The organism is Glycomyces rhizosphaerae (assembly GCF_042647865.1).
GTDB lineage: Bacteria > Actinomycetota > Actinomycetes > Mycobacteriales > Micromonosporaceae > Glycomyces > Glycomyces rhizosphaerae.
In genome coordinates, this window is record NZ_JBHRWO010000022.1 from 42,594 (window position 1) to 66,579 (window position 23,986).

The following is a 23,986-nucleotide window of genomic DNA, read 5'->3' on the forward strand; positions in this document are numbered from 1 at the left end:
CGATCCCGTCACTCAGGGGTTAATCCTTCAGGTAGAGACGGATGACGCCGGTGCCGTCGCCGCCGTCGCTGCCGTGGGCCCAGGCGACGGCCGAAAGCGGTTCGGCGCCTTCGAAGTCGTCCGGGTAGGCCGCGGCGGCGGCTTCGAGGTCGACCCAGAGCGCGAGCGCGGTCTCGCTGGGAGCGACGTCGGCGAAGCTCTGGAAGCGGGCGTCGTCGGCGAGGGACTCGGCGGCGACCTCGGATCCGGTGAAGCTGATGCCGTTGTCGGTGACCTCGTAGCCTTCGGGCAGCTCCTCGCCGGCGGTGGTCTCCAGGAGTTCCTGGAGTTCGGCGGCGCGGTCGTCGGCGAGTTCGACGGCGAGGTACACGGATTCCTCGCTGAACTCGTCGTCGGCGGAGAAGGTCATGGCGCCGCTGAGGTTGGCCCCGGCGAGGAGGTCGGTGAACTGGTTGACGGTGGACTCGATCTCCTCGAAGTCGGGCCCGTAGACGATGTCGCCGTCCTGGCCGTAGTCGACGGGCTCGTCCTCGGTGCCGTACATCCAGTAGCGGGATTCGAGTTCGAAGTAGCGCTCTTCACCGGCGGCGTCGAGCGTGCCGGCGAGGTACTGGTCCTCGAGTTCGAGGTACTCGGCGTACTCTGCGTCGGTGAGCGGCTCGCCGAGCGGCATCGCGGGCTCGGTGGAGGTCGCGCTGCCGCCGCCGTAGAAGTACTCCTCGGCGATGCCGAGCCAGTCGGCGACGAGGTCGCCGATGTCCTCGGGGATGTACGCGGCCATGGCGAGGTCGCCGGCGGGCATGTCGGCCATGGCGGAGACGAGGTCCGAGGAGCCGGTCCACGGGTCGTCCTGGTCGCCGAAGAGCCGGTAGTTGAGTTCGAAGCCGTCGTCGAAGGCGGAGAGGCCCGCGATCATCTGGCCGGAGTAGAGCTCGGAGAGCATCGCGGTGTCGGTGCCGCCGGTCAGCTCGGCGAGGTCCACGATCGCGTCCATGTCGACCCAGTAGGTGACGAGCTGGTCGCCGTCGAGCCAGGAGCGGGCCTCGTCGTACGCGTCGGAAGCGGCGAGGGGCTCGGATCCGGCTTCGCTCTCGGCGGCCGCGAGGGCCTCGGCGGCGCCCGACTCGCCCGCGACGAGGAGGACGTGGTCGTCCTCGACGGCGTAGGCGAGCTGGTCGGCTCCGATTCCGGCGGCGGCGCGCAGTTGCGCGAGTCCGTCTTCGGCGGCGTTCGCGTCGGTGCTGGCGAGGCTGATCACGGCGTACTGCTGGTCGTCGTGGCTCCACATGGCCATGCCGTGGCGGTTGCCGAGCCAGGAGGCGACGTCGTCTTCGGCGTCGACGCCTTCGAGGCCGGACTCCTCGAGGAGGTCGGCCGTCATGTCGTCGGTGTCGGCGTAATCGAGGTCCTCGAACTTGCTGAGGTGCTCGAGGAGCTTCGGGGTCTGGTCGAAGGAGGGATCGAGGTTGATCTCCATGTACATCGACGCGGAGGCGGGGAAGCTCTCGGCCGGGTCGGGTCCGCCCTTGAGGACGAACTTGAAGAGGACGACGGCGCCGATCGCGGCGAGGAGCACGACGGAGAGGATCGCGGCGACGGCGATCTTGGGGCCGCGCCCGCGTCCGGCCCCGGACGGGGGCACCGGGACGGGCGTGTACGCGCCCGGCGGGACGTATGGGGGCTGGCCGCCCCCGGGCTGCTGCGGGACGCCCTGCTCTACATAGGGCTGCGGCTGGTAGGCGCCCTGCGGCGGCCCGTACGCTCCGGGCGGCTGATAGGCGTTGCCGGAGTACGGCTGGGGGCTATCGCTCGACATCCTTCGACGCTACGACCACTGCGCAACAGCCGTATCCCGGGAACGTGCCAGATGCGACGCGAAGCGGTCGCACCGAGCGTCCTCGGCGCGTATCGATGGCGGGTTCGGGACTCGTGAAGCCGTTGGGCGGCAGCGCGAAGCGGCCCGGGTCAGAACTCGTAGACCTGGCCGGGGCGGACGATTTCGACGGGTCCGGTGTAGGCGGCGCGGGCCTCGGCGAGGGTCTGGTCCTTGGAGTTCCAAGGCTCGACGAGGTGGGTCAGGAGCAGGCGGGCGGCCCCGGACTTCGTGGCGTACTCCCCCGCTTCCTTGCCGGTGAGGTGCACGTCCTTCGGATTGTCGCGCCCCTCCAGATAGGAGGCTTCGGCGAGGAGCACGTCGCAGTGAGTGGCGAGTGCCTCGAGCGCCTGGCAGGGACCGGAGTCCGAGGTGTAGGCCAGGGACGATCCGGCGTACTCGACGCGGAGCCCGTAGGTCTCCACCGGGTGCGCGACCCGGTCGGCGGTGACGGTGAGCGGGCCCAGGTCGAACGTGCCGGGCTGGAGCTCCTGGAAGTCGTAGACGTCCCGCATCGACGGATGGCAGAGCTCGCCCTGCCCGCCGTAGGCGGCGACGATGCGCTCGGCGACGCCGGTGGGGCCGTAGAGCGGCAGCGGGTGCTTCGGCGCGTCGGAGGCGTAGCGGCGCATCACGGCGTACGCGCAGGCGTCGAAGAAGTGGTCGGCGTGCAGGTGGGTGACGATGACCGCGTCGATCAAGTGCGGGTCGACGTGCTTCTGCAGTTCACCGAGCGAACCGGTGCCGAAGTCGATCAGCAGGCGGTAGCCCCCCGCTTCGACCAGGTAGGCCGAGCAGGGCGTGTCGGGTGCCGGGAACGAGCCGGCGCATCCGATAACCGTCAGTTTCATGGCAGATCACACCTTGTCCATTACGGCCGCCGCCGCGTTCGGGAACAGGTTGCCCAGGAACCGGCGCGCGGTCCTGGTGAAGGCCTCCGGGTCGCCGGTCGCGAGGAACCGGTGCTCGGCGGGTGCGGTGCGGGCGGCCAGGAGGTCGTGTTCGGTCAGCACCCGGTAGAGTTCGCGAGCGCATTCGCTTGCGGAGTTCACCAGTGTCACGTCCTCTCCCATCACCAGTCCTATGAGTCCCGACAGCAGCGGATAGTGGGTGCAGCCCAACACGACAGTGTCGACGTCCGACTGCTGTAGCGGCTCAAGGTACCCCTGGGCGAGGCCCAGGAGCTGTCGGCCGGTTGTCACACCGCGTTCCACGAAATCCACGAACGCCGGGCAGGCGACGGCGATCGCCTTGACGTCCGGGACGGCGTTGAAAGCGTCCAGGTACGCGCCCGAGGAGATCGTGGAGACCGTCCCGATGACCCCGACCCGGCCGGTGCGCGTCGTGGCGACGGCGCGGCGGACGGCGGGCCGGATGACCTCGACGACCGGGATGTCGTAGCGGTCGCGGATGTCGGCCAGGCTTGCCGCCGAAGCGGAGTTGCAGGCCACCACGAGCGCTTTGACCTCCTGTTCGACCAGGTGGTCGCAGACGTCGAGCGAAAGCTGGCGGACCTCGGCGATGGGCCGGGGACCGTACGGGACGTGGGCGGTGTCGCCGACGTAGACCAGTTGCTCGGCGGGCAGCAGTTCGCTGATCGATCGGGCGACGGTCAGGCCTCCGACACCGGAGTCGAAGATCCCGATGGGCGCGTCGTTCATGGGCTCCGAGCGTACGTCCAATCGGGCCTGGCGCGCCCCCGCTCGTCACGGGAATGTCGTCAAAATGACAGGGTGGCGATCGCCACACGAACGGTGGCGGAACGGCGTTTTCGTCGGTCCCTGGCGGGAGACTGGGGCCGGGTTCTATACTGCCCCACCCTGGGCGGGAGCTCCCCTGCCCGCGGCGCCTGGCCTGCTTACGTGCGGCGCTAGGCGATCCGCAGCATCACGAACGCTGCGAAGAGCGTGATCGTGGAGGCGGCCATGAACATCCAGGGCACGCCGCGGAAGCGGAGCGTCGCGAAGGCCATCATCGTGAGGATCATGCCGATCACGCCGCAGGAGATGAACGCGGGCGTGAACCAGGCGGGGCTGTCGCCGAAGACCTGGAACAGGCCCACGATCGCGGTCGCGACCCCGGCGAGCACCAGCACGAGCGCCCACGTGGCGACCCCGGCGAGGCGCCGCAGCCGGACCGCGGGCTTTTCGGGCAGGACCCGGCCGACCGCGCCGTCGTCGACCGGGGCGATGCCGCCCTTGATGCTGCCGAGGGTGGTCGTTTCCGCTTGCGGCGCTGCAGTTTGCCAGGCCGCGCTCTCCGGCGCTGCGCCTTGCCTGGGCAGGCTGTTCGCCTTGCCGGTCGTGAAGGAACGCAGCTTGCCGGTGATCATGCGGCCCAGGCTAGCAAGCCACTGAGGACGACTCCGGATCGCACCGCGCGGGTGCGGCCCACACCTCGGGATTTGGAAAATCACAGCCTGCGCCCGCGAAATGTCGTACCCGCCACGCACCCTTGGCAGTGCGCATTGACGGCTCGCGAGCTTCGCCGAGGCCGGGTGCCGGAATCGACACACCCGACCTCGGGGGCCGAATCACCCTCCGCGCATGCGAACGGCCGGACCCGAGAGGGCCCGGCCGTTCGTTCCGTTCAGTCGCGTTACGCCCAGACCTGGCCGTCCAACGCGTTCGCCGCGTCGTCCATCCCGTCCGAGTAAGCGCCCGTCGACAGGTACTTCCAGCCGCCGTCGGCCACCAGCATCGCGATGTCCGCGCTGCGTCCGGCCTTCACGGCCTCGCGCGCCAGCGCGAGCCCCGCGTGCAGCACGGCGCCCGTCGAGAGCCCCACGAACAGGCCCTCCTCGCTCAGGATCTCCCGAGTCCGGCGCAGCGCGTCCTCGGTGCCCACCGAGAGCCGCCGGTCGAGGACCTTCTCGTCGTACAGCTCGGGCACGAACCCCTCGTCGAGGTTCCGCAGCCCGTACACCAGCTCGCCGTACCGCGGCTCGGCCGCGACGATCTGGACGCCCGGCGCCTGCTCGCGCAGGTACCGGCCGACGCCCATGAGCGTCGCCGTCGTTCCGAGCCCGGCCACGAAGTGCGTGATCTCGGGCAGGTCGCGCAGCAGCTCAGGGCCGGTGCCCTCGTAGTGCGCGGCCGCGTTCGCGGGGTTCGCGTACTGGTTGAGCATCACCAGGTCGGGACGCTCGGCCGCCATCAGGCGGGCCTTCGCGACGGCCGCGTTCGAGCCGCCCGCGGCCGGCGAGAACACGATCTCCGCGCCGAACGCGGTCAGCAGCTGCCGCCGCTCCAGCGAGGTGTTCTCGGGCATGACGGCGATGAGCTTGTACCCCTTGCGCCGCGCCAGCATCGCCACGGCGATGCCGGTGTTGCCCGAGGTCGGCTCGAGGATGGTCGCTCCGGGCTGCAGGAGCCCGTCTTCCTCGGCCGCCTCGATCATGCGGGCGGCCACCCGGTCCTTGACCGAACCGGTCGGGTTCGCGCCCTCCAGCTTCGCCCACAGCCGGACGTCGGGCGAGGGCGACAGCCGCGGCAGTCCGACCAGCGGCGTGTCGCCGAGGGTCGCGGTGATGTCCGTGAAACGTGCCACGGGACTGTCCCTTCTGCGAGCTACATGCCGCCCGCGACGGCGGGGAGGATGGTGACCGAGTCGCCGTCGGCGAGGGCGGCGTCGAGGCCGCCGATGAACCGCACGTCCTCGTCGTTGATGTAGACGTTCACGAAGCGGTGCAGGGTGCCCTCGTCGGTCACGATGCGGCCCTTGAGGCCGGTGTGCTCGGCGTCGAGGCTGTCGAAGAGCTTCGCGAGGGTGTCGCCCTCGCCGGTGACGAGCTTCTGGCCACCGGTGTGGGTGCGCAGGATGGTGGGGACGCGAACTTCAACGGACATATTGGATTTCCTTTTACTCTCTGAACAGCCCGGCAGGGGCCTTCGATGTGTCTGACGCGCAGCTGGCACTGCATGACGAAGCCGGGAACGCGGGTCCCGGCGGAAACTCAGGAACAGTCGTAGACCGTCGAGTCGGGGGTGTGGGCGAACTTGTAGCTCTGCACCGCCTCGGGCGCCCCGGTCACCTCGATGGGCTCCTCGGTGACGACCTCGTCGGCGATGCGGAACGAGCGGACCTCGGCGATGTCGGGGTCCTTCGTCGTCACCAGCACGTAGTGCGCGCCCGGCAGCCCCAGCTGCGAGGCGATCCCGGCGTCCGAACGCGAAGGGTAGGCCTCGGTGTGGGTGTGCGAGTGGTAGGCCACGACGACTTCCTCGTCGTTGTCCCACATCTGGTCGTAGACCTGCTTCCACTCTTCCGCGTCGAACTCGTAGAAGGTGGTGGAGCGGGCAGCGTTGATCATCGGGATGTGCCTCTTCGGCTCTCCCGTGCCCTCGGGGCCCGCGATGAGGCCGCACGCCTCGTCGGGGTGGTCAGCCCGGGCGTGCGCGACCATCGCCTCGACCAGTTCATGCGCGATCCGCAACACGCAAGCAAGCGTACACGCGGCGCGAGGAGGCCAGAAGCCCTCGCTCAGAGCGTGAGATAAGACCCTCCACCTGCATTGGAAGGGAATAAAGGGGCGGGCGTGAACACCGCTCGCTCACAGGACCCGCGGGCATCGCAGGTGCATTACGCTCACCGGTATGTCCGTGACGCTCCCCCGCACGCCCCTGTACACCGACCACTACGAGTACACGATGCTCGAGGCGGCCCTCCGCGACGGCACCGCCGAGCTGCCCTGCGTGTTCGAGGTGTTCGGGCGCCGCCTCCCCACCGGCCGCCGCTACGGCGTGGTCGGCGGCATCGGCCGCCTCTCCGAGGCCATCGAGCGCTTCCGCTTCGAGGACAGCGACCTCGAAGACCTCACCTCTCGCGGCGTCATCAAGCAGTCCACGGCCGAATGGCTCGCCGACTACCGCTTCAAAGGCGACATCGACGTCTACGCCGAAGGCGAGCTGTACTTCCCCGGCTCCCCCATCGTGACCGTGTCCGGGACGTTCGCCGAATGCGTGCTCCTGGAGACCCTGACCCTCTCGATCCTCAACCACGACAGCGCGATCGCCAGCGCCGCCGCCCGGATGGTGACGGCCGCGCGCGGGCGTCCGATCCTCGAGATGGGTTCCCGCCGTACGCATGAGGCCGCCGCGATCGCCGCTTCCCGGGCGGCGTACCTGGCCGGGTTCGTGGCCACTTCGAACCTCGAGGCGGGACGCCGGTACGGGGTGCCGACCTCGGGTACGAGCGCCCACGCGTTCACGCTGCTGCACAAGTCCGAGATCGAGGCGTTCCAGGCGCAGATCGACGCGTTCGGCACCGACACGACGCTGCTGGTGGACACGTACGACATCACGCAGGGCATCCGCAACGCGATCGAGGCGGCCGGACCGCGTCTGCGCGCCATCCGCATCGACTCGGGCGACCTCGACGTGATGGCCACGGGTGCAAGGGAGCTGCTCGACGAACTCGGCGCGTACGACACGAAGATCGTCGTCTCCGGCGACCTCGACGAGTTCTCGATCGCGGCGCTGGCGGCGGCCCCTGTGGACATTTACGGGGCGGGCACGGCCGTGGTGGTCGGTTCGGGCGCGCCGACGGCGCAGCTGGTGTACAAACTGGTCGAAGTGGAGGGCCGCCCGGTCGCGAAGCGCTCGGAGCACAAGGGCACCACCGGGGGCCGCAAGGTGGCGGTGCGCCGGCACAAGCCCACGGGCACGGCGACCGAGGAGGTCGTGGTGTCCCAGGGCGAGCCCGAGCCGCTCCCGGGCGACAAGCGACTTCAGGTGCCGCTCTTCGCGAATGGTGAACTCGTTCCGCAGCCGTCCCTGGAGGATTCACGTGAACTGCTGCGGCAGCGGCTCATCTCGATCCCTTGGGAGGGGCTGAAACTCTCCCCGGGCGATCCGGCGATCCCGGTGGTCCAGCAGCACGGGGGCGAATAGGCGCGGCGCTTTCGGGATACGATCGGTGCGCCCCTGTCCGCGTTCCCACCCCCTGTGCCTTCGTAGTACCTGCGATCCTCCCCGAAAGGAACCGCCCCAATGGTGTTCAGCAAGCTCAAGGCCATTCTCGGTAGTGGCATCCAAGTCGACACGCTCTTGCACGAGAAGCACGTCGTCCCCGGCGGGGTCCTGAAGGGCGAGGTGCGGATCTCCGGCGCCGAAGTGGACGCCGCAGTGGAGAGCGTCGAGATCGAGTTCACCGCCCTGGTCGAGGACGACAGCAAGGGCGAGGACGCGGCCGGCGTCGTGCACGACTACTTCAAGGCCGAGATCTCTGGCAAGTTCGACCTCGCGAAGGGCACTGCCCACCCGATCGCGTTCGAGGTGCAGGTGCCTTGGGAGACGCCGTTCAACAACGTAGAGAAGCGCCCGCTCGTGGGCGGCATGAAGCTCGGCGTCTCGACGCACCTGTCGCTGGACCAGGCGCTGGACAAGGGCGACCTCGACTGGCTGACCGTGGAGGCGCTGCCGGTGCACAAGGCGGTCTGGGATGCGTTGGAGGCCTTGGGCTTCGCGTTCCAGGAGACCGACCTGGAGCTGGGGACGATCCAGGGCGCGACGGTGCCGTTCTACCAGGAGGTCGAGTTCTGGGCGACCGAGGGCGAGTTCCACGGCCGCGTCCAGGAGCTCGAGGTCGTCTTCGTTGTCGGCGAGGCGAACACGGATGTGGTCTTCGCCGCCGACAACTCCGCGGAGCTGCTGGCCCCGGACCTGAACTCGACGATCCGGTTCTCGCTGCCGACGTCCGAGCCGGGTGACGTGACCGAGACCGTGAAGGCCCAGCTGACGCAGCTGCTGGCCCAGAAGGGCGCATAACTCCAGCTCATAGCGCTGAAGGGCGGTTCCGCGGATCGACGCGGGGCCGCCCATCGGCGTGCCCGCTGAAGAATTCCGGGATCGGACTTGCATACGTTCTACGTATACGTATAGTCTCTACGTATACCAAGGACAGCCCCTGGAAGGAGGTTAAGATGCCGTCATGCCCAACAAGACGATCTACGTCGCCGACAAGGACCTGCCCCTCTACACCCGAGCGCAGGAACTGGCGGGAGGCAACCTCTCCAAGGCGATCTCGACGGCGCTCAAGCGCTACGTCGACGCCGAGGAGGGACGCCTCGAGGGCTACGAGGAGATCACGGTCCCGGTCGGCCCGGGCTCCGGACGCAAGCGGCAGCGGCAGCGCTTCACCGGCATCAAGCTCGGCGAATGGGTCCGCTCGAACGAGAAGAAGGCCGAGATCTACCGCGTCTACCGGTCCCGGTCCGGCAAGTTCGTGATCCACACCGAGAAGACGCCCGACTTCGTGCACGAGACCAACGAGACCGGCTGGCGCAAGCTCCTCGGCTTCGGCGAGCAGAGCTACGCCATGAACTACGGCGACGCCGCGCTCGAGGTCGTCGACTCGCTCGACGAGCTCAAGGCCAAGATCCCGGCCGAGCTGTACCAGATGGTCGCCGCCACCGCCGAGGCTCCGCCCGTGCAGGACCTCGACATCTAGACACCGCCGTCACTCGGCGGCACCGTCTCTCGACCGCTATGCGCTGACAACTGCTGCGCCGCAAGCGCAACGACCGTCATAACGGTCCCGGACAGGCGCCGGCAGCCGAGCGCACCCACTGCAACCCAGGACGAGCGGGGCGGAGCCCTGCCCACTGACAGTCCACATTGCACTGTGACTGTCCCGAAACCTCGAGGTGAACCCGTGTTCGACCTTGGAATGGTGCTCACGCTCTACCCGCCGCCGCGTCCGCTTGCACCGGAGCCGCCGCCGCGTCAGGTCGATGTCAGCGCCGTGTCAGCGGCCCCGGCCAAAGTACTCACATGCCCGGCGAGGAACACCGAACCGGAACCAGAACGCCAAGACCCCCGAAAGAAGGAACCATGACCGCCAACCAGCCGATGGCCATCGAAGCCCGGAACCTCACCAAGTCCTACGGAGAGAAGTCCGTCCTCGGCGGCATCGACATCGCCGTCCCCGAAGGCACCATCTTCTCCCTCCTCGGCCCCAACGGCGCCGGCAAGACCACCACGGTGAACATCCTGACGACGCTCATCCCCGCCAGCGGCGGCGACGCGTTCATCCACGGCAGCCACGTGGCCGGCGACGCCGACGCGGTCCGCAAGAGCATCGGCGTCACCGGCCAGTTCGCGGCCGTCGACGGCCTGCTCACCGGCCGCGAGAACCTCCACCTCATGGGCCGCCTCCACCACCTGGGCAAGGCCGAGACCAAGCGCCGCACCGAAGACCTGCTCGAGCGGTTCGACCTCATGGACGCCGCCAAGCGCGCCCCGGCCACCTACTCCGGCGGCATGAAGCGCCGCCTCGACATCGCCATGTGCCTCATGGGCGACCCGAAGGTGATCTTCCTGGACGAGCCGACCACCGGCCTCGACCCGGCCGGCCGCCGGACCGTGTGGGCGATCATCCGCGAACTCGTCAAGGGCGGCACCACGATCTTCCTCACCACGCAGTACCTGGAGGAGGCCGACGAGCTGGCCGACCGCATCGCGGTCCTCGACGGCGGCAAGATCGTCGCCGAGGGCACGCCCGAGGAGCTCAAGCGGCTCGTCCCCGGCGGCCACGTCAAGCTCCGCCTCCACCGCGGCGACCAGGTCGCGAAGGCCGTGCAGGTCCTCGCCGCCACCGTCTCCGAGACCGACGCGCTCGGCATCCAGGTCGCCTCGGACGGCTCGGTCGACTCGCTGCGCAAGATCCTCGACACCATCGACCGCGAGGGCATCGAGGTCGACGAGCTGACGGTCCACACGCCGGACCTCGACGACGTCTTCCTGACCCTCACCGGCCACACCACCAACATCGAGGCCGCGGCCGCCGCCGCGTAACCCGCCCCAGACCGTTTCGCAAGCCCGCCAAAGCTTCACAAGAACCAGGAGAACTCCGATGAGCACCCTCACCTACACCGTTTCCGACACGTCCACCATGCTGCGCCGCCAGCTCAAGCACATGCTCCGCTACCCGTCGCTGACCGTCATGCTCGTCGGCATGCCGGTGGTCTTCCTCCTCCTGTTCGTCTACGTCTTCGGCGGCACGATCGGCGACGGCCTCGGCGGCCCGACCGGCGGACGCGAGGCCTACCTGACCTATCTGACACCCGGCATGCTGCTCATGGCGATCGTCGCCGCGGTGCAGGGCACCGCGATCAGCGTGGCCATGGACATGACCGAAGGCATCATCGACCGGTTCCGCACCATGTCGATCGCCCGGGTCTCCGTCCTCACCGGACACGTGATCGCCTCGATCATCCAGACGTTCCTGTGCATCGCCGTGACGCTCGGCGTCGCCATCGCGATCGGCTTCCGCCCCGAGGCGGACGTGCTCGGCTGGGTCGGCCTCGCCGGCGTCCTCGTCCTGATCTCCTTCGGCCTCACCTGGCTCACCGTGGGTCTGGGCATGGCCGCCAAGACCGTCGAGGAAGCCTCCAACTCGCCGATGCCGCTGATGCTCCTGCCGTTCCTCGGCTCCGCGTTCGTGCCCACCGACTCGATGCCCACGGTGGTCCAGTACTTCGCCGAATACCAGCCCTTCACCCCCTTCATCGAGGTCGTCCGCGCCCTGCTGTTCGCCAACGCGGTCGACGGCAAGGACCTGATCCTGACGATCGTCTGGTCGCTGGCCTTCGCCCTGATCGGCTACGTGATCTCGAAGAAGAAGTTCAACAAGCGCTAAGCGCCGCAGACCGAATCAGGAAACACCCCCGTCGGGCGGGTCGCGAAAGCGGCCCGCCCTTCGGGGTTCTCGTGGTCGGGGGAACGCTGGGATCTCCGCGATGAATTCTCGGTGGCGGCATCGTCTGCACGGGTGACACTGATCAGCTTCCGCAAAAGGGGAACCGCCATGACCGCCCAGCCCAGAGGCCCGCACTCCTACTTCCCCTCCATCGAGAAGACGTATGGCCGCCCGATCGCCGACTGGCTCACCGACCTCGCCGCGAGCGACCTCGACGGCCACAAACCGCTCGTCGAATGGCTCAAGGCAGAGCACGGGCTGGGCCACGGCCACGCGAACGCCCTCGTCACCTACCACCGCAACCCGGGCAAGTGGCCGACTTACACCGCCGCGTGAGCCTGACTGCGACCCCGATCCTCGCCGAGCGGAAGGCCTTCTCGGCTCGCTTCGCCGGCCCGAGAAGGCCTTTGAGCGTCGTCGTAGGGTGTTTTCATGAGCCACACCCCTGACGTGCCGCTGCCCGTCCGCGGCTATGACGACCGGAACCGAAGCTTCGCCCGCCTCACCGCGAGCGACCTCGCCGAGCGCGTGCGACGCCTCGAGGACGGGTCCTCCGAATGGATCGTCGTGCAGCGCGTCCCGGACATGCCGCATGACACCATCCAGGCCGCGGGAGACGTTGAGGCCGGCCGCATCGACGTGTCGTTCCGGGTCGGCGACGAGCCTTGGATGGAGGCGGCGCTCGACGCGGATGCGGCGGCCGAGGTGTTCGTGGCCTGGGCGCGCAACGAATCCGGTTGGGACGGCGGGCATCCCTGGGCGCGGGCCGAGTGGTGGGACGCCGAGCCGGTGCCCGCACCCGCCCCCGAGGCGGCCGCGGAGACGACCGTCCTGGCGGCCAAGTACCTCGGCGAGGGCTACCGTTCCTTCGACGAGATGGTGCGGGCGCTGGAGGAGATGTCAGAGGCCGACCCGCCGATCACCAAGGCGCAGGCCCGCGAGATCCTCGCCCCGATGTGGCGCGAGCATGCTGCGGCGCAAGCGGACTGGGGAACCACCGACTGCGATCGGATCACCGCGGCCTTCGCCGAGCTCGACCAGAGCGGCATCATCGCCCGGGAGCACTTCTCGTGCTGCCAGAACTGCGGCACCGCCGAGATCTGGACCGAGGCCGACCTCACCGACCGCGGTTACGTCTTCTTCCACATCCAGGACACCGAAACCGCGGGCGACGGGGTGCTCTACCTCGCCTACGGGTCGCGGTCGAACGAGCCCGAGGACACGGTCGCCGTCGGGCGCGAAGTCGTGGACACCCTCCAGGCCCACGGCCTGCGCACCGCGTGGAACGGCTCCGAGAGCACCCGCATCCAGATCACCGACCTCGAATGGCAGAAGCGACTCGAGTGACCGCCAGCGCGGCCCGCTGAAGCCAAGGACGCCAGGGCGACCGGCAGCGCGGCGGGTCAGCCGGCCAGGTATTCCTGGGCGTTGGCGAGGTACTCCTCGATGCTCTCTTCCCAGGCGTAGAGCTCGGTCTCGCGTTCGAGGAGCGGGTCGACGTACTTGCGAGCCCAGGCCTCTTCGATGCCGTCGCGCAGGCCCGCGCTCTCAGCGCAGTCGGCGAAGTCGAGGGCCATGGCGAACTCGTAGGCGACGGGGTCCTCGGTGTCCTCGGCCTCGTCCGTCAGCTCGGGGGTGACCTCCGGATCGCTCTCCATGCCGGAGGTCTCGCCGTAGACCAGGTTCAGGTATTCCCAGACCGGCAGGCCGCCGAACTCGTCGAACTCCCATTCGCCGTAGCCGCGTTCGTCGACGCAGGCGAGGAAGTCGGCTTCCTGGTCGGCGTGGTCGGCCGCGAACTCGGCCTTGAAGCCCTCCTCGCCGATCTCGGTCAACGGCGTCTCCACGTCGGGTTTCGACCAGTAGACCTCCCCGGTCTCCTCGTCCTCGTCCTCCTGGACACCGCCGTAGACGACCTCGATGGTCTTCAGCTCGCAGCCGCCCGGCGGGGCCTGCTCGGGGTCGGCCTCCATGAACTCCTCAGCGTCCATCGCCTGCATCTCCTGCCAGGCCGCGAAGCCTTCCGGCCCGAGGAACGCCTCCATCCAGTCGGCCTCGTACTCCGTGCCCATGGCCTCGAATTCCTCGCGGTCGAGGTCCCACTGAGGGTTCCACCAGCCGTCCTCCTCGGCCATGTACGCGAGGTAATCGGGGTTCTCACGCATCTCCTCGGCCGCATCGGTGTCGGTGAACCGCGTGAACATCCCGAAGCCGAACAGCTCGGCCTGTTCAACCGTGGGGATGCGGGAGTACTCCGAGTCGAAGCCCACGAAGCGGTGCGGGATCCCGTTGCCGAACAACTGGATCGGATCGTGGACGGTGAAGCCCTCGTCCTGCATGCACAGGCTCGCGACGCGGGACTCGGCCCCCAGGAGTTCCCAGGAGAGCTCGGAGCCGCGGATGAGGCTCTGCTCGATGCGGGCGATGTCGTCGTCGGTTGCGACGAGTTCGTCTTCGGAGCATGCGGTGAGTGCGAGCGAAACGGTGAGCGCGGTGATCAGGAGGCGGCGCATCGACCCGGCTTTCTTCTGGGGACTCTGAGAACATCTTGAAGACGCCGTATCGAGGTGGTGCGGTTGAGCCGTTTCGTAGGAGATTCGACCGTCTCGTTCGCCGAGGAGGACACCTTGCCGTACCGACCGGTGCCGTTCAGCCCCAGCGGCTGCGAACCCGACCTCGAGGTCGACTGGCACGCGGGCGGGCCTTCGGCCAAGCACGACCCGGAGCCGGAGATCCAGTCCCACGCCGCCGACGAGCACACGATCGTGATGCGCCAGAACAAGTCCGTGAACTACGAGGCGCCGTTCATGTTCCTGCTGTTCGGCAACGACACGGCGCTGCTCATCGACACAGGGGCGACGCCCGAGCCCGAGTACTTCCCGTTGCGTGCGGTCGTGGACGCGCACATCGAGGATTGGTTGGCTCGGCATCCTCGTGAGGACTACCGGTTGATCGTGGCCCACACGCACGGCCACGGCGACCACAAGGCCGCCGACGCCCAGTTCGCCGACCGGCCAGGGACCACTGTGGTCGGTACCGGGCTCGATGCCGTGACCGCGTTCTACGGCTTCGAGGACTGGCCGAATACGGCCGGGGAACTCGACCTGGGCGGCCGCGTGGTCGATGTCGTGCCGGGGCCGGGCCACCACGACTCGGCGACGGTGTTCTACGACCGCTGGACCCGCCTGCTGCTCACCGGGGACACGTTCTATCCGGGCCGGTTGTACGTCCAGGACTGGGACGCATTCGCCGCCACTGTGGACCGTCTGGTGGCGTGGTGCGCGGCGCACCCGGTCTCGCACCTGCTGGGCTGCCACGTCGAGATGTCGGTCCGGCCGGGCGTCGACTACCCGCGCGGCTGGACCTACCAGCCGGACGAGGCGGCGCTGCCGATGCGGGTCGAGCAGCTTCAGGCGCTGCGGCAGGCCGTCCGCGAGGTCGACGGCGCACCTGGCATCCACAAGTATGACGACTTCCATATCTGGTACCGGGTTTGACGGTGCGAGGGCGCGCCCGCCGGGCGTCTTTTGCAACTTCTCGGGCGGGTGACGGCGTCTCCCGCTTATGAATCAATCCGATCGTTGTCGGTACAACCCCTCCACTCAGCAATGGAGATATCTGGCGGGCCTGCTCGGGATCGCCGCACTCGCCGCCACCGCGGCGTGCACTGATTCGGGCGGCGGATCGGACGACGGTGCGGACGGGGGCTCGGGGGGCGAAGCCGTCGACGCGGCCGCGCTGGTGGAGATGGTCAACGAGAGCGCCCGGCTCGACAAGGAACTGGCCAGGGCCGAAGACCGGATCATCGCCGAATGCCTGGCGGCGCAGGGCTTCACGGTGCACGACCTGCGCTACATGGGCCAGTACGAGCCGCACGAGGTGGAGGCGCTCACCGACTTCCGCCCGACCGATGAGTTCCTGCCCGAGGTCGATGTCGCGGCCGAGTGGGGCTTCGGCTGGTGGGCCGAGACCGCGGAGATGTTCGACTCCCAGGAGACGCAGGACTACTACGAGGCGACCTGGGCCGCTGAGTATGAGGACGAGCCCGTGTTCGACAACTCGGACTTCGAATCGCTCCCCTCCGACGAGCAGCGCGCGTGGAGCGTCGCGTACCAGGGCGAGGAGGCCACCGCGGGCCTGGAGTACACCGGCGAGGCGCCCGAAGACGACACGTCCTCTGACGACGGATCGCTCGAGTTCGGGGACGGCGCGGTGGAGTCCATTCCCAAACCCGGTGGCTGCCAACTGGAGATGATCGAGGCACTGTACGGCGAGCCCCAGCAGGTCGCGGTCGACGAGGAGGGCGACCTCTTCCACTGGGTGTGGCGGCCGGAGATGCCGCTGGTCGACGTCGACGCGATCGACACCGAGTACGCCGCCCGCATGGTCGACGCCCAGCCCGCTTTCCTCACGTGCACGGCCGATCGCGGTTACCCCGGTTGGGAGTTCAACGAGACCGGCAGGCTCGCGATGCGCGACTACTCCTCGCTGCTGTACACCGGCGAGATCTACGAGGAGGAGCCGATTCCGGGCGAGGACCCGCCGCCGGCGGACACGAATCCTCCCGTCCCGGACCTGCCCGAGGACGTGCCCGCCGACTTCGAGGACAAGCGGGCCTATGAGGTGGAGATGGCCGTCGCGTTCGCCGAGTGCGGTGACGAGTCGGGCTACCGCGAGACCGCGACCGCGACGTACGACGCGGTCACCGCCGAGCAGTACGCCGCCATCGAGGTGGACATGTACGCGTGGCAGGACGAGATCCGCGGCTTCACGACGAAGGCGCAGGAACTGATCGCGAGCTGATGCTCGTTGCGGGACTTGGCGATTGAGCAGTGAAGGGCGGGGCTTCGGCCCCGCCCTTCACTGTTCGCGTTGAGACTCAGAAGTGGTCGCGCCAGCTGTGCTGCGGGTCGAAGCCGAGGATCCTGCGGGCCTTGTCGATCGACAGGAGCGTCTCGTGGCCCTCCACGGGGCGTTTGAGTTCGAGGTCCGGGTAGTGGGCCTTGACGAGGTCCGGAGTGGACGTGGTCATGACCGTGTCCGGGGAGGCGATCACGAAGACCTCCTTACCGGCGCCTTCGCGTTCCAGGCCGAGGCGGATGGCGAGCGCGCCGTCGCGGGCGTCGATATAGGACCAGAGGTTCCAGTCGCGGAGCGTCGGGTCCTCGTTGAACGCGGGGAAGGCCGCGTAGTCCTCGACGTGCATGACGTTGGAGAAGCGCAGGCCGGTCGCCTTGAGGCTGGGGTTCCAGCGGCAGAGCTGGTCGACCATGGTCTCTTCGAGGGTCTTGACGAGCGAGTACGTGGATTCGGGGCGCGGGGCGTACTCCTCGTCGACGGGGAGGTACGGCGGCGGGGTCTCGAAGGGCAGGCCGAGCACGGTTTCGCTTGAGGCCCAGACGACGTTGTCGATCCCGGCTACCTTCGCGGCGGCGAACACGTTGTACGTGCTGAGCATGTTGTTGCGGAAGATCTCCGAGTTCGGCTTGAGGCCGGGGGCGGGGATCGCGGCGAGGTGGACGACGGCGTCGAGCTTGTCGTACCGGTCGTCGACGCCGGTGAGCGCGGAGACGACCTGGCCGTAGTCGGTCAGGTCGATCTGCAGGAACGGCGCGAGGCCGTCGAGCGAGGGCGCGCGGTCGAGGTTGACCACTTCCCAGCCGTGCTCCACCAGATCCCGCACGCAGGCGCGGCCGAGTTTGCCGCTGCCTCCGGTCACCGCCACGCGAGCCATCGCGTACCCCCTTCAGTCGTTGCCCCGGACCGCGGACTTCCGCGCGGCCTTCGGGCCGGTACGGCCCGAAGCCTAGAACCTGGAGTGGACTCCAAGACAACCGGCCTGGTCATGGCTTCGCGCGTATACCATCCCAAGCCCCCACCCAGCCGTGGACGACCGTTTCACCAATTCCATACGCCAATATGGGGCGTATCTGATGGTGACACTGGTCAAGAGGGGGTGGGATGGCAAACAAGGGAACGGCACGCCGAGCGAAGCTGCGTCGGACGGGTCTGCGGATCGTTGGGGTGGTGCGCCTGTCGCGGGTCTCGACGCTAAATACTCAAACATTTGGATCGTCAGAGATCACCGCGCTTTGTCGAACAGCGACTACTTGCGCCTTGGCTTGTTCCTGGTTCTTGTAGGCACGCCAGTCCTGCGGCAGAAAGAAGTCTTCGCTCTGTTGAGCAAAGATCTCATGCGATGCGAACAAAAGCGACAAAACAGTAGCGAGAATAAAACCGAAATGCAGCCAACCGTAGGGCTGCACTGAAAGCAGGCCAAGGCTGGCGCCGAGGAGGATTGGGAGAGAGCCCAGTTTGATTCCGCGCCAAACTTGACGGCGCTTTCTCGCATTGCGCTCCTTTTCCGCGAATTCGCCTAGGAAATCGCTACCACTGGTAAATCGAGACACGGCTACCGATTCTCTGAACTCAAGTAGGCGAATCAATTGCTCGTCACTGAACAGTCCGTCGGCAATTGCTTGATTGATATAGTCACTAACTGATCGAGGGAGATTATCCTGACCATAAGCGTCTACCACTTCTTGGACAAGGGCATCTCTCCACCATTTCGAAGGTCCCCCGTCGTCATGCATGTACCGCTCCCCCTCGCCGTAGATCCGGGAGCTCGGCTGCGTCAGCGTTACGAAGCAAAGTTGAGCAACGGGAAACAGGGGCGCGATTCGAATAGGAAGGCCGGAGAGGTTTACAAGTTGAAGTGGGTGATGACCTCGCCATCCAGGATTCATAAAATCATTTCCGCAATGCACCAGGAGGCCCAGGCGGGAATATGAAACCCGGGCAGAGAGCTTTCCGGCCATACCCTCTGGCATTGAAAATTCTTCATAGGTGCGAGCCATGATGGATTCGCCGGGGTTAATGACAATTGTGTCTCCAGGAGCTAGCCTCCGCTGTCTCCAGTGCAGTGTAGGTTGAGTCTCGTATACGTCCTGTCTCCTAAGATCCACGATATCGGCCGACCGCCAACGCTTTTCAGATGAAGTTCGGCTCCACCTCCTTGGAGGCTTGCGTTTCGGAACCCAGAACACGGTATCGATACGAATATCTACCGAGGCGGGCCCAATCTGTAGGTCCGGATTGAATGGATGCTGGGGGAGTCGGCAGCTGAAGTTGATCTCGTTCAAGTGGGCCCGGATATCGACGTCAGCCAGATACATCCGCCCTCCCGGAGGCTGCTATGTACCGGAACCGGGGTTGAGATGCGCCTCCGATTGATATGGAGTCGTTGAACATAGCCTCCGGTCGGACCCAGAGCAGGCCTTCGAGTTGATCGCGATACACAACAAGAGGCTCTCTGCTCTCGGTATGTGTAGCGACTCCAATTACTTCGTAAAGCCCGCCTTTGTAATGGCGATATAGGCCGCTCTCAGTCATCGTCCGAACCTAGTACTGAAAGATCGTATGTATGACCCAATCGCAGAGCCTTGGTTCGAATATAGTTGCGATTAAGCGGATTTACCCGAGGAGGAATTGGAACGACTTCCTCGATATTGATTCCTAGTGCGCCGAGTTCGTCCACCTTTGAGGGATTATTTGTGAGAAGTCGGATTGGTGAAACTCCGAGCCATGTCAAAATAGTGGCTACATCTGTATACTCGCGCTCATCAATTTCACGGCCGATCAGAAGGTTTGCATCAACCGTATCAGCTCCATCGTTCAATTGGCGAGCGTAAGCTCGCATCTTATCGGCTAGGCCGATGCCACGCCCCTCTTGCCATAGATGTATGACAACGCCAGCGCCGTCGGAAGTAATAGCATTCAGAGAATCGTCGCGCTGCCCTGCGCAGTCGCAAGTCAGTGATCCGAACACAAGTCCCGGCATGCATTCAGACTGCACACGCACGAGCGGTGGGCGTTCTCTGAATTCTCCAAATGCAAAGGCGATTGGGGGCTGCAATCTCCCATCATCGAAGCAGAATACTTCGAATGTACCAAGTGAGGTTTTCAACAAACTCTGAATAACGTCCATGGGCTTCTCCAGCCTGCGAGTAGCGGATATCTATCCAGCCATGAGGGTGAGACGCTTCTTCTATATAATAAACCGAATCAAAGTTTTGTTGGGGCCGGCAAACATAACAGTTCCGTATCAGCGAGGTTGTAGAAGTGACAAGATCCCAGCTAAGTCTGCTATGAATAGGTTTCAGATTAAAGCTTGTGGCAAAAGAGGCCCGGGCCTGTCTCACCATATCGGCGATCACCGCATGGACCTGGTACACACTCGTCACTCATGCGGCACCAAATTCGCCACTCTCTTCTCAAACCACCCGATTCAAAGGCCCCTCTTATCTGAAAATCGAGGCAGGCGCGCGGGTACGACAAGAACCGGGCCCCGCGGCGTCGAGGTCACCCGATCGAGTGGCAGGATCGCGGCATGACCCCTGCCGCGTCACCCGCCATCCGGATCGGCTCGACCGAGATCATCGCCCTCGCCGACGGCGTGGGCCCCTTCCCGTTCACCTCCCGGGAGGCGGCCTTCCCTGACGCCTCTGCCGCGCAGTGGGCGGCGGTCGACCGCTTTGACCCTGGTGCGGTCGACGGCGAGGGCCGCTGGTCCCTCAACTTCCGGGCCTTCGCGATCCGCGGCCCGAAGGGCGTCACCGTGGTGGACGCCGGGATCGGCCCGGCCGACGCCCCCGCCTCCTGGGCTCCCCTGCCGGGCAAGCTCCCCGAGTCGCTGGCGGCGGCCGGCATCGATCCGGCCGAAGTGGACACCGTGGTGCTCACGCATCTCCACACCGACCACGTCGGCTGGGCCGTGGTGGCCGAGGGGGCCGTCACTACGAGCGGGGACGGGCCGAGCACCGGCCTCAGCGCCTTCTTCCCCAACGCCGAGTATCTGATCCAGCAGGCCGAGTTCGACGCCGTCGACACGCTCAACCCTCAGCTCCGCGAAACGCTGATCGATCCGCTGCGGGCCTCGGACCAGCTGCGGCTGCTCGACGGCGACACGCCGCTTCGCGCGGGCCGGGTGGTGGCGACTCCCGGGCACACGCCAGGGCATCAGAGCGTGATCGTGGCGGACGGCCGCGAATCGGTGCTCATCACCGGCGACCTGCTGGTGAACGCGATCCAGCTCCTGTACCCCGAGCTCGCCTACGTATTCGAGATGGACCGCGAGACGGCAAGGCGCTCAAGGGAGCGGCTGCTGCGGTCTGGCGGGGGCGCGCTGCTCCACGTCGCCTCCTCGCACTTGACGGAGCCGTTCGTGCCGGCGCCGTGAGCGTCGGCCCGCGCCTCAACCGGCGAGATGTCGGAGGCGTTCGAGTTTGGCGGCGGTCTCGTCGTCGGACGGACTGAAGACCGTGAGCCGCATGCCGCCGCCGGGCTGCAGCCACATCCGGTCGGCGCGCAGCCGCAGGAGACCGACCTCCTTCTGGCGGAAGAGCTTGATCTCCTGCACCTTGTCCGCGACGTTGCGGCGGGCCCAGATCTCGCCGAACTCGGGCGAAGCGGCGAGGAGCCGGTCCACGAGCTCCCGCCAGTGCGGCTCGTTGAAGTGCCCGGTGCCGTGGTTGCGGAAGTTCGCGACCATGAGCTCGATGGTCTCGCGGCGTTCTACCAGGGCCCGGCTCCAGTCGGCGTCGGTGAAGGCGAGCCACATGCAGTTGCGGTCCTGCGGCGGCAGCGCGTCGAGATCGCAGAAGAGGCGGGCGAACGTGCGGTTGTAGTGCAAGAGGTCGTAGCGGCAGTTCTGGATCGAGGCGGGAAACGGTTCGACCTGCTTCAGGAGGGCCCGGAGCGATTGCGGCACTTCGTCGGAGTCCCGGCGCGGCGCCGGATCGACGGCCCCGGCCAGGCCGAACAGGTGGGACCGTTCGGAGGCGTCGAGGCGAAGCGCGCCGGCGATCGCGTCGAGGACCTGCGCGGAGACCGTGATGTCGCGGGCCTGTTCGAGCCAGGTGTACCAGGAGACGCCCACGTTGGCGAGTTGCGCGACCTCCTCGCGCCGCAGGCCGGGCGTGCGGCGGCGGCGTCCGGGCGGCAGCCCGACCTGCTCCGGGGTGAGTCGCTCGCGGCGGGAGCGCACGAAGTCGGCGAGCTCGCGGCGGCGTTCGGCGAGGTGCGGGGCTCCGGTCCCGGTCGGAGCGGTCGCGGTGTCGGCGTCCCCGGTCCCGGTGTTCGCGGTCATGGTTGCCATCCCACCAGGATGCCTCGCCCGGCCCGGCTCATCCAGGGAGTCCTGGTCCCTGGATGACGGCGATCAGGTACCGGGTTGCGAACCGCGCCAATGTCGAAGCCATGACGCAGACCGCAAGCGCGCCGACTCGCGCGCCGAACGACACCCAGCCCGCCCTGAGCAGGCTCGGCCTGTTCGCCATCCTGTTCACCGCTACTTTGTCCTCTTTGGATGCCTTCATCGTCAACGTGGCGCTGCCGACGATCGGGGACGACCTCAGGGCGGGGCCGGCCGCGCTCGAACTCGTCGTCGCCGGGTATGCCACGGCGTACGGGTCGCTCATGGTCCTCGGCGGCAGGCTCGGCGACGCCTTCGGGCGTCGGCGCCTGATGCTGCTGGGGCTCATAGGTTTCGGTATCGCCTCGCTGCTGTGCGGCCTGGCTCCTTCGGGTGGACTGCTGGTGGCGGCCCGGATCCTGCAGGGCGCCATGGCGGCTCTGATGCTGCCGCAGGCGATGGCGACGATCCAGGCCGCGACCGCCGGGCACCAGCGGGCCCGCGCGATGGGCCTGTTCGGCGCGATCGTCGGTCTGGCCATGGCCTTCGGGCAGGTCCTCGGCGGCCTCATGGTCGGAGCCGACATCGCCGGGAGCGGCTGGCGCTCGGTGTTCCTCATCAACGTCCCGTCCGTCGCGATCGCCGCGATCCTCCTGGCCCGGACCGTGCCCGAGACCCGCTCGCCGAAAGCGGCCCCGCTCGACCCGCTCGGTGCGGTCCTGCTCGGTGCGGCCATGGTGCTGCTGCTCGTGCCGCTCACCGAGGGCCGCGCCGCGGGCTGGCCGGCGTGGTCGTGGATCTGCTTGGGGGCCTTCCCTGTCGCCGCGCTCGCGTTCCTCGCCGTGCAGCGGCGGAAGGAAAGGAACGGCGGTGTGCCGCTGCTGCCGCCGAGCCTGCTCGCGCTTCCGGGCATGCGGCGCGGAATGCCGGTGATGATGCTGTCCATGGCCGGGTTCGGCGGGTTCCTGTTCGCGGCGGCCGTCGCCCTCCAGCTGGGCCTCGACTATGGACCTGTGGCCGCGGGCTTCGCGCTCGTGCCGTATGCGCTCGCGTTCTTCGCCGGGTCGGCGTTCGGGCCGCGGCTGGCCCCGAGACTCGGCGTTCGGGTGGTGACCATCGGGATCGCCGTGCAGTTCGCGGGGCTCGCGGCGCTCGCGGGGACGCTGGCGGTCGCGTGGACCGAGTCGGCGGCGTTCGCCATGGCTCCGGCGCTGATCGTGGTCGGGATCGGTCAAGGGCTGCATCTGCCGGTGCTGTTCCGGGTGGTCCTGTCGGACGTGCCGCCCGAGCGCGCCGGGGTCGCGAGCGGGGTCATGGGCACGAGCCAGCAGATCGCGCTCGCGACGGGACTGGCCCTGCTCGGGGCGCTGTTCCTGCAATTGGTTCCGGAGGTCGGCGTGGGCGAAGCGTTCGCATGGACCGTGGCGGTACAGGCCGTGACGGTGCTGGTCAATCTCGGCCTGAGCCTGCGAATCCGGGCCTAGCGGCCGATGCCGAGCGCGTCGAAGTCGAGTACCAGGTCGGCCCGGTGCTTCGAGGCCCGAATGCGCTCGGCGTTGCGCTCGTCCACGTCCGCGACCCACGCCCGTGCCGTCTCCGGCGACTTCCCGAAGCGCTCGTGGCGCGCCACGAGCCTCGCGAGCCGCAGCGGCTCGGGCGTCTCGCAGTACCAGACCTCGGTCAGCGCCGCCCGCACGCCGGGCCACGGGCCCTCCTCGTCGAGCAGGTAGTTCCCCTCGGTGACCACGATGTCGGCCTCCGGCGGCACCGCGATGGCGCCGGCCACCGGCTCGCCCACACGACGGTCGAACTCCGGGGCGTAGATCACCGCTTCCCGTTCGGCCGCAATGCGTTCCAGCAGCGACCGGTAGCCGTGGCCGTCGAACGTGTCGATCGCGCCCTTCCGCCCGCGCTTGCCGAGCCGCACCAGCTCGGCGTTCGCCAGGTGGAACCCGTCCATCGGCACCTGCACCGCCCGGTCCAGCGAGCGCGCCAGCCACGCGGCCGCGGTCGACTTGCCCGCACCCGGGCAGCCGGCGATGCCGATCAGCACCCGTCCGCCGCTCGCGGCGAGCGACTTGACGCGGTCCAGCAGCATCTGGGGGTCGTCTGCGATGTCCACGCACCGAAGCTAGCGCAATCACGCGCGCCTTGACGATCCGGGAACCCTAGATCTATGATGCATAGAACCTCAAGGCATAGAAGTACTAGGGTCAAGGAGG

At 67.5% G+C, this 23,986-nt stretch carries 25 protein-coding genes; 11 read left to right on the forward strand and 14 right to left on the reverse strand.

Going from position 1 to position 23,986, the window contains the following annotated elements:
- Positions 1 to 19: 19 nt before the first annotated feature.
- From ACFO8M_RS25855 to ACFO8M_RS25885, 7 genes are all read right to left on the reverse strand, one after another.
- Positions 20 to 1,816, reverse strand: coding sequence for a hypothetical protein (locus ACFO8M_RS25855; RefSeq protein ID WP_387980881.1), 1,797 nt, complete (start codon positions 1,814 to 1,816; stop codon positions 20 to 22).
- Positions 1,817 to 1,965: 149 nt separating this feature from the next.
- Positions 1,966 to 2,724 carry an MBL fold metallo-hydrolase gene (locus tag ACFO8M_RS25860; RefSeq protein WP_387980882.1) on the reverse strand — a complete coding sequence of 253 codons (759 nt, stop codon included), beginning with the start codon at positions 2,722 to 2,724 and terminating at the stop codon, positions 1,966 to 1,968.
- A 6-nt stretch (positions 2,725 to 2,730) separates the two neighbouring features.
- Positions 2,731 to 3,534: a glutamate racemase gene (murI, locus tag ACFO8M_RS25865; RefSeq protein ID WP_387980883.1), complete on the reverse strand. Its 804-nt coding sequence runs from the start codon at positions 3,532 to 3,534 to the stop codon at positions 2,731 to 2,733.
- A gap of 209 nt (positions 3,535 to 3,743) precedes the next feature.
- Positions 3,744 to 4,205 (reverse strand): hypothetical protein, encoded by a 462-nt coding sequence (locus ACFO8M_RS25870; protein WP_387980885.1) that lies wholly within the window; start codon positions 4,203 to 4,205, stop codon positions 3,744 to 3,746.
- 266 nt (positions 4,206 to 4,471) lie between these two features.
- A complete protein-coding gene (locus ACFO8M_RS25875) occupies positions 4,472 to 5,422 on the reverse strand; it encodes a PLP-dependent cysteine synthase family protein (protein WP_387980886.1) in 951 nt (316 codons plus the stop codon).
- Between the two features lie 20 nt (positions 5,423 to 5,442).
- Positions 5,443 to 5,721 (reverse strand): MoaD/ThiS family protein, encoded by a 279-nt coding sequence (locus ACFO8M_RS25880; protein WP_387980888.1) that lies wholly within the window; start codon positions 5,719 to 5,721, stop codon positions 5,443 to 5,445.
- Between the two features lie 107 nt (positions 5,722 to 5,828).
- The gene (locus ACFO8M_RS25885) at positions 5,829 to 6,311 is read right to left on the reverse strand and encodes a Mov34/MPN/PAD-1 family protein (protein ID WP_387980890.1); all 483 of its coding nucleotides are present in this window, start codon (positions 6,309 to 6,311) and stop codon (positions 5,829 to 5,831) included.
- Between the two features lie 157 nt (positions 6,312 to 6,468).
- On the opposite strand from ACFO8M_RS25885, the gene ACFO8M_RS25890 reads away from it, so the two are divergent.
- The 7 genes from ACFO8M_RS25890 to ACFO8M_RS25920 all read left to right on the forward strand — a co-directional run bounded on the left by ACFO8M_RS25890 (position 6,469) and on the right by ACFO8M_RS25920 (position 12,919).
- A complete protein-coding gene (locus ACFO8M_RS25890) occupies positions 6,469 to 7,764 on the forward strand; it encodes a nicotinate phosphoribosyltransferase (RefSeq protein ID WP_387980892.1) in 1,296 nt (431 codons plus the stop codon).
- A 99-nt stretch (positions 7,765 to 7,863) separates the two neighbouring features.
- Positions 7,864 to 8,640, forward strand: coding sequence for a sporulation protein (locus tag ACFO8M_RS25895; protein ID WP_387980894.1), 777 nt, complete (start codon positions 7,864 to 7,866; stop codon positions 8,638 to 8,640).
- A 163-nt stretch (positions 8,641 to 8,803) separates the two neighbouring features.
- Complete coding sequence (locus tag ACFO8M_RS25900; protein ID WP_387980896.1) at positions 8,804 to 9,322, forward strand: EXLDI protein; 519 nt, start codon at positions 8,804 to 8,806, stop codon at positions 9,320 to 9,322.
- 383 nt (positions 9,323 to 9,705) lie between these two features.
- The gene (locus ACFO8M_RS25905) at positions 9,706 to 10,668 is read left to right on the forward strand and encodes an ATP-binding cassette domain-containing protein (protein ID WP_387980898.1); all 963 of its coding nucleotides are present in this window, start codon (positions 9,706 to 9,708) and stop codon (positions 10,666 to 10,668) included.
- A gap of 58 nt (positions 10,669 to 10,726) precedes the next feature.
- Positions 10,727 to 11,512: an ABC transporter permease gene (locus tag ACFO8M_RS25910; protein WP_387980900.1), complete on the forward strand. Its 786-nt coding sequence runs from the start codon at positions 10,727 to 10,729 to the stop codon at positions 11,510 to 11,512.
- 168 nt (positions 11,513 to 11,680) lie between these two features.
- A complete protein-coding gene (locus ACFO8M_RS25915) occupies positions 11,681 to 11,908 on the forward strand; it encodes a DUF4287 domain-containing protein (protein WP_387980902.1) in 228 nt (75 codons plus the stop codon).
- Between the two features lie 96 nt (positions 11,909 to 12,004).
- Positions 12,005 to 12,919 (forward strand): DUF6891 domain-containing protein, encoded by a 915-nt coding sequence (locus ACFO8M_RS25920; RefSeq protein ID WP_387980904.1) that lies wholly within the window; start codon positions 12,005 to 12,007, stop codon positions 12,917 to 12,919.
- Between the two features lie 56 nt (positions 12,920 to 12,975).
- On the opposite strand, the gene ACFO8M_RS25925 is transcribed toward ACFO8M_RS25920, so the two are convergent.
- Positions 12,976 to 14,085, reverse strand: coding sequence for a hypothetical protein (locus ACFO8M_RS25925; protein WP_387980906.1), 1,110 nt, complete (start codon positions 14,083 to 14,085; stop codon positions 12,976 to 12,978).
- 63 nt (positions 14,086 to 14,148) lie between these two features.
- Between ACFO8M_RS25925 and ACFO8M_RS25930 the strand changes: the two genes are divergently transcribed.
- Both ACFO8M_RS25930 and ACFO8M_RS25935 read left to right on the forward strand, forming a co-directional pair.
- The gene (locus ACFO8M_RS25930) at positions 14,149 to 15,069 is read left to right on the forward strand and encodes an MBL fold metallo-hydrolase (protein ID WP_387980908.1); all 921 of its coding nucleotides are present in this window, start codon (positions 14,149 to 14,151) and stop codon (positions 15,067 to 15,069) included.
- A 67-nt stretch (positions 15,070 to 15,136) separates the two neighbouring features.
- Entirely contained in the window at positions 15,137 to 16,375 is a 1,239-nt protein-coding gene (locus ACFO8M_RS25935; RefSeq protein ID WP_387980909.1) for a hypothetical protein, read from the forward strand.
- A 76-nt stretch (positions 16,376 to 16,451) separates the two neighbouring features.
- Here the strand turns inward: ACFO8M_RS25935 and ACFO8M_RS25940 are convergent, their stop codons facing one another.
- From ACFO8M_RS25940 to ACFO8M_RS25955, 4 genes are all read right to left on the reverse strand, one after another.
- On the reverse strand, positions 16,452 to 17,306 hold the full coding sequence (locus ACFO8M_RS25940) for an NAD-dependent epimerase/dehydratase family protein (RefSeq protein WP_387980911.1): 855 nt from the start codon (positions 17,304 to 17,306) through the stop codon (positions 16,452 to 16,454).
- A gap of 325 nt (positions 17,307 to 17,631) precedes the next feature.
- Positions 17,632 to 18,747: a dCTP deaminase gene (locus ACFO8M_RS25945; protein WP_387980913.1), complete on the reverse strand. Its 1,116-nt coding sequence runs from the start codon at positions 18,745 to 18,747 to the stop codon at positions 17,632 to 17,634.
- Entirely contained in the window at positions 18,734 to 18,964 is a 231-nt protein-coding gene (locus tag ACFO8M_RS25950) for a DUF1653 domain-containing protein (protein ID WP_387980915.1), read from the reverse strand. The genes ACFO8M_RS25945 and ACFO8M_RS25950 overlap by 14 nt, the downstream gene beginning before the upstream one ends.
- On the reverse strand, positions 18,957 to 19,559 hold the full coding sequence (locus tag ACFO8M_RS25955; protein ID WP_387980917.1) for a GTP cyclohydrolase II: 603 nt from the start codon (positions 19,557 to 19,559) through the stop codon (positions 18,957 to 18,959). Before ACFO8M_RS25955 ends, ACFO8M_RS25950 begins: the two co-directional genes overlap by 8 nt.
- A 402-nt stretch (positions 19,560 to 19,961) precedes the next feature.
- On the opposite strand from ACFO8M_RS25955, the gene ACFO8M_RS25960 reads away from it, so the two are divergent.
- Entirely contained in the window at positions 19,962 to 20,810 is an 849-nt protein-coding gene (locus ACFO8M_RS25960) for an MBL fold metallo-hydrolase (protein WP_387980919.1), read from the forward strand.
- A gap of 15 nt (positions 20,811 to 20,825) precedes the next feature.
- On the opposite strand, the gene ACFO8M_RS25965 is transcribed toward ACFO8M_RS25960, so the two are convergent.
- Positions 20,826 to 21,728, reverse strand: coding sequence for a helix-turn-helix transcriptional regulator (locus tag ACFO8M_RS25965; protein ID WP_387980920.1), 903 nt, complete (start codon positions 21,726 to 21,728; stop codon positions 20,826 to 20,828).
- Positions 21,729 to 21,829: 101 nt separating this feature from the next.
- On the opposite strand from ACFO8M_RS25965, the gene ACFO8M_RS25970 reads away from it, so the two are divergent.
- Positions 21,830 to 23,248 (forward strand): MFS transporter, encoded by a 1,419-nt coding sequence (locus ACFO8M_RS25970; RefSeq protein WP_387980922.1) that lies wholly within the window; start codon positions 21,830 to 21,832, stop codon positions 23,246 to 23,248.
- Here ACFO8M_RS25970 and ACFO8M_RS25975 read toward each other — a convergent pair.
- Complete coding sequence (locus ACFO8M_RS25975; protein WP_387980924.1) at positions 23,245 to 23,886, reverse strand: nucleoside/nucleotide kinase family protein; 642 nt, start codon at positions 23,884 to 23,886, stop codon at positions 23,245 to 23,247. The genes ACFO8M_RS25970 and ACFO8M_RS25975 overlap by 4 nt on opposite strands.
- Between the last annotated feature and the right edge of the window lie 100 nt (positions 23,887 to 23,986).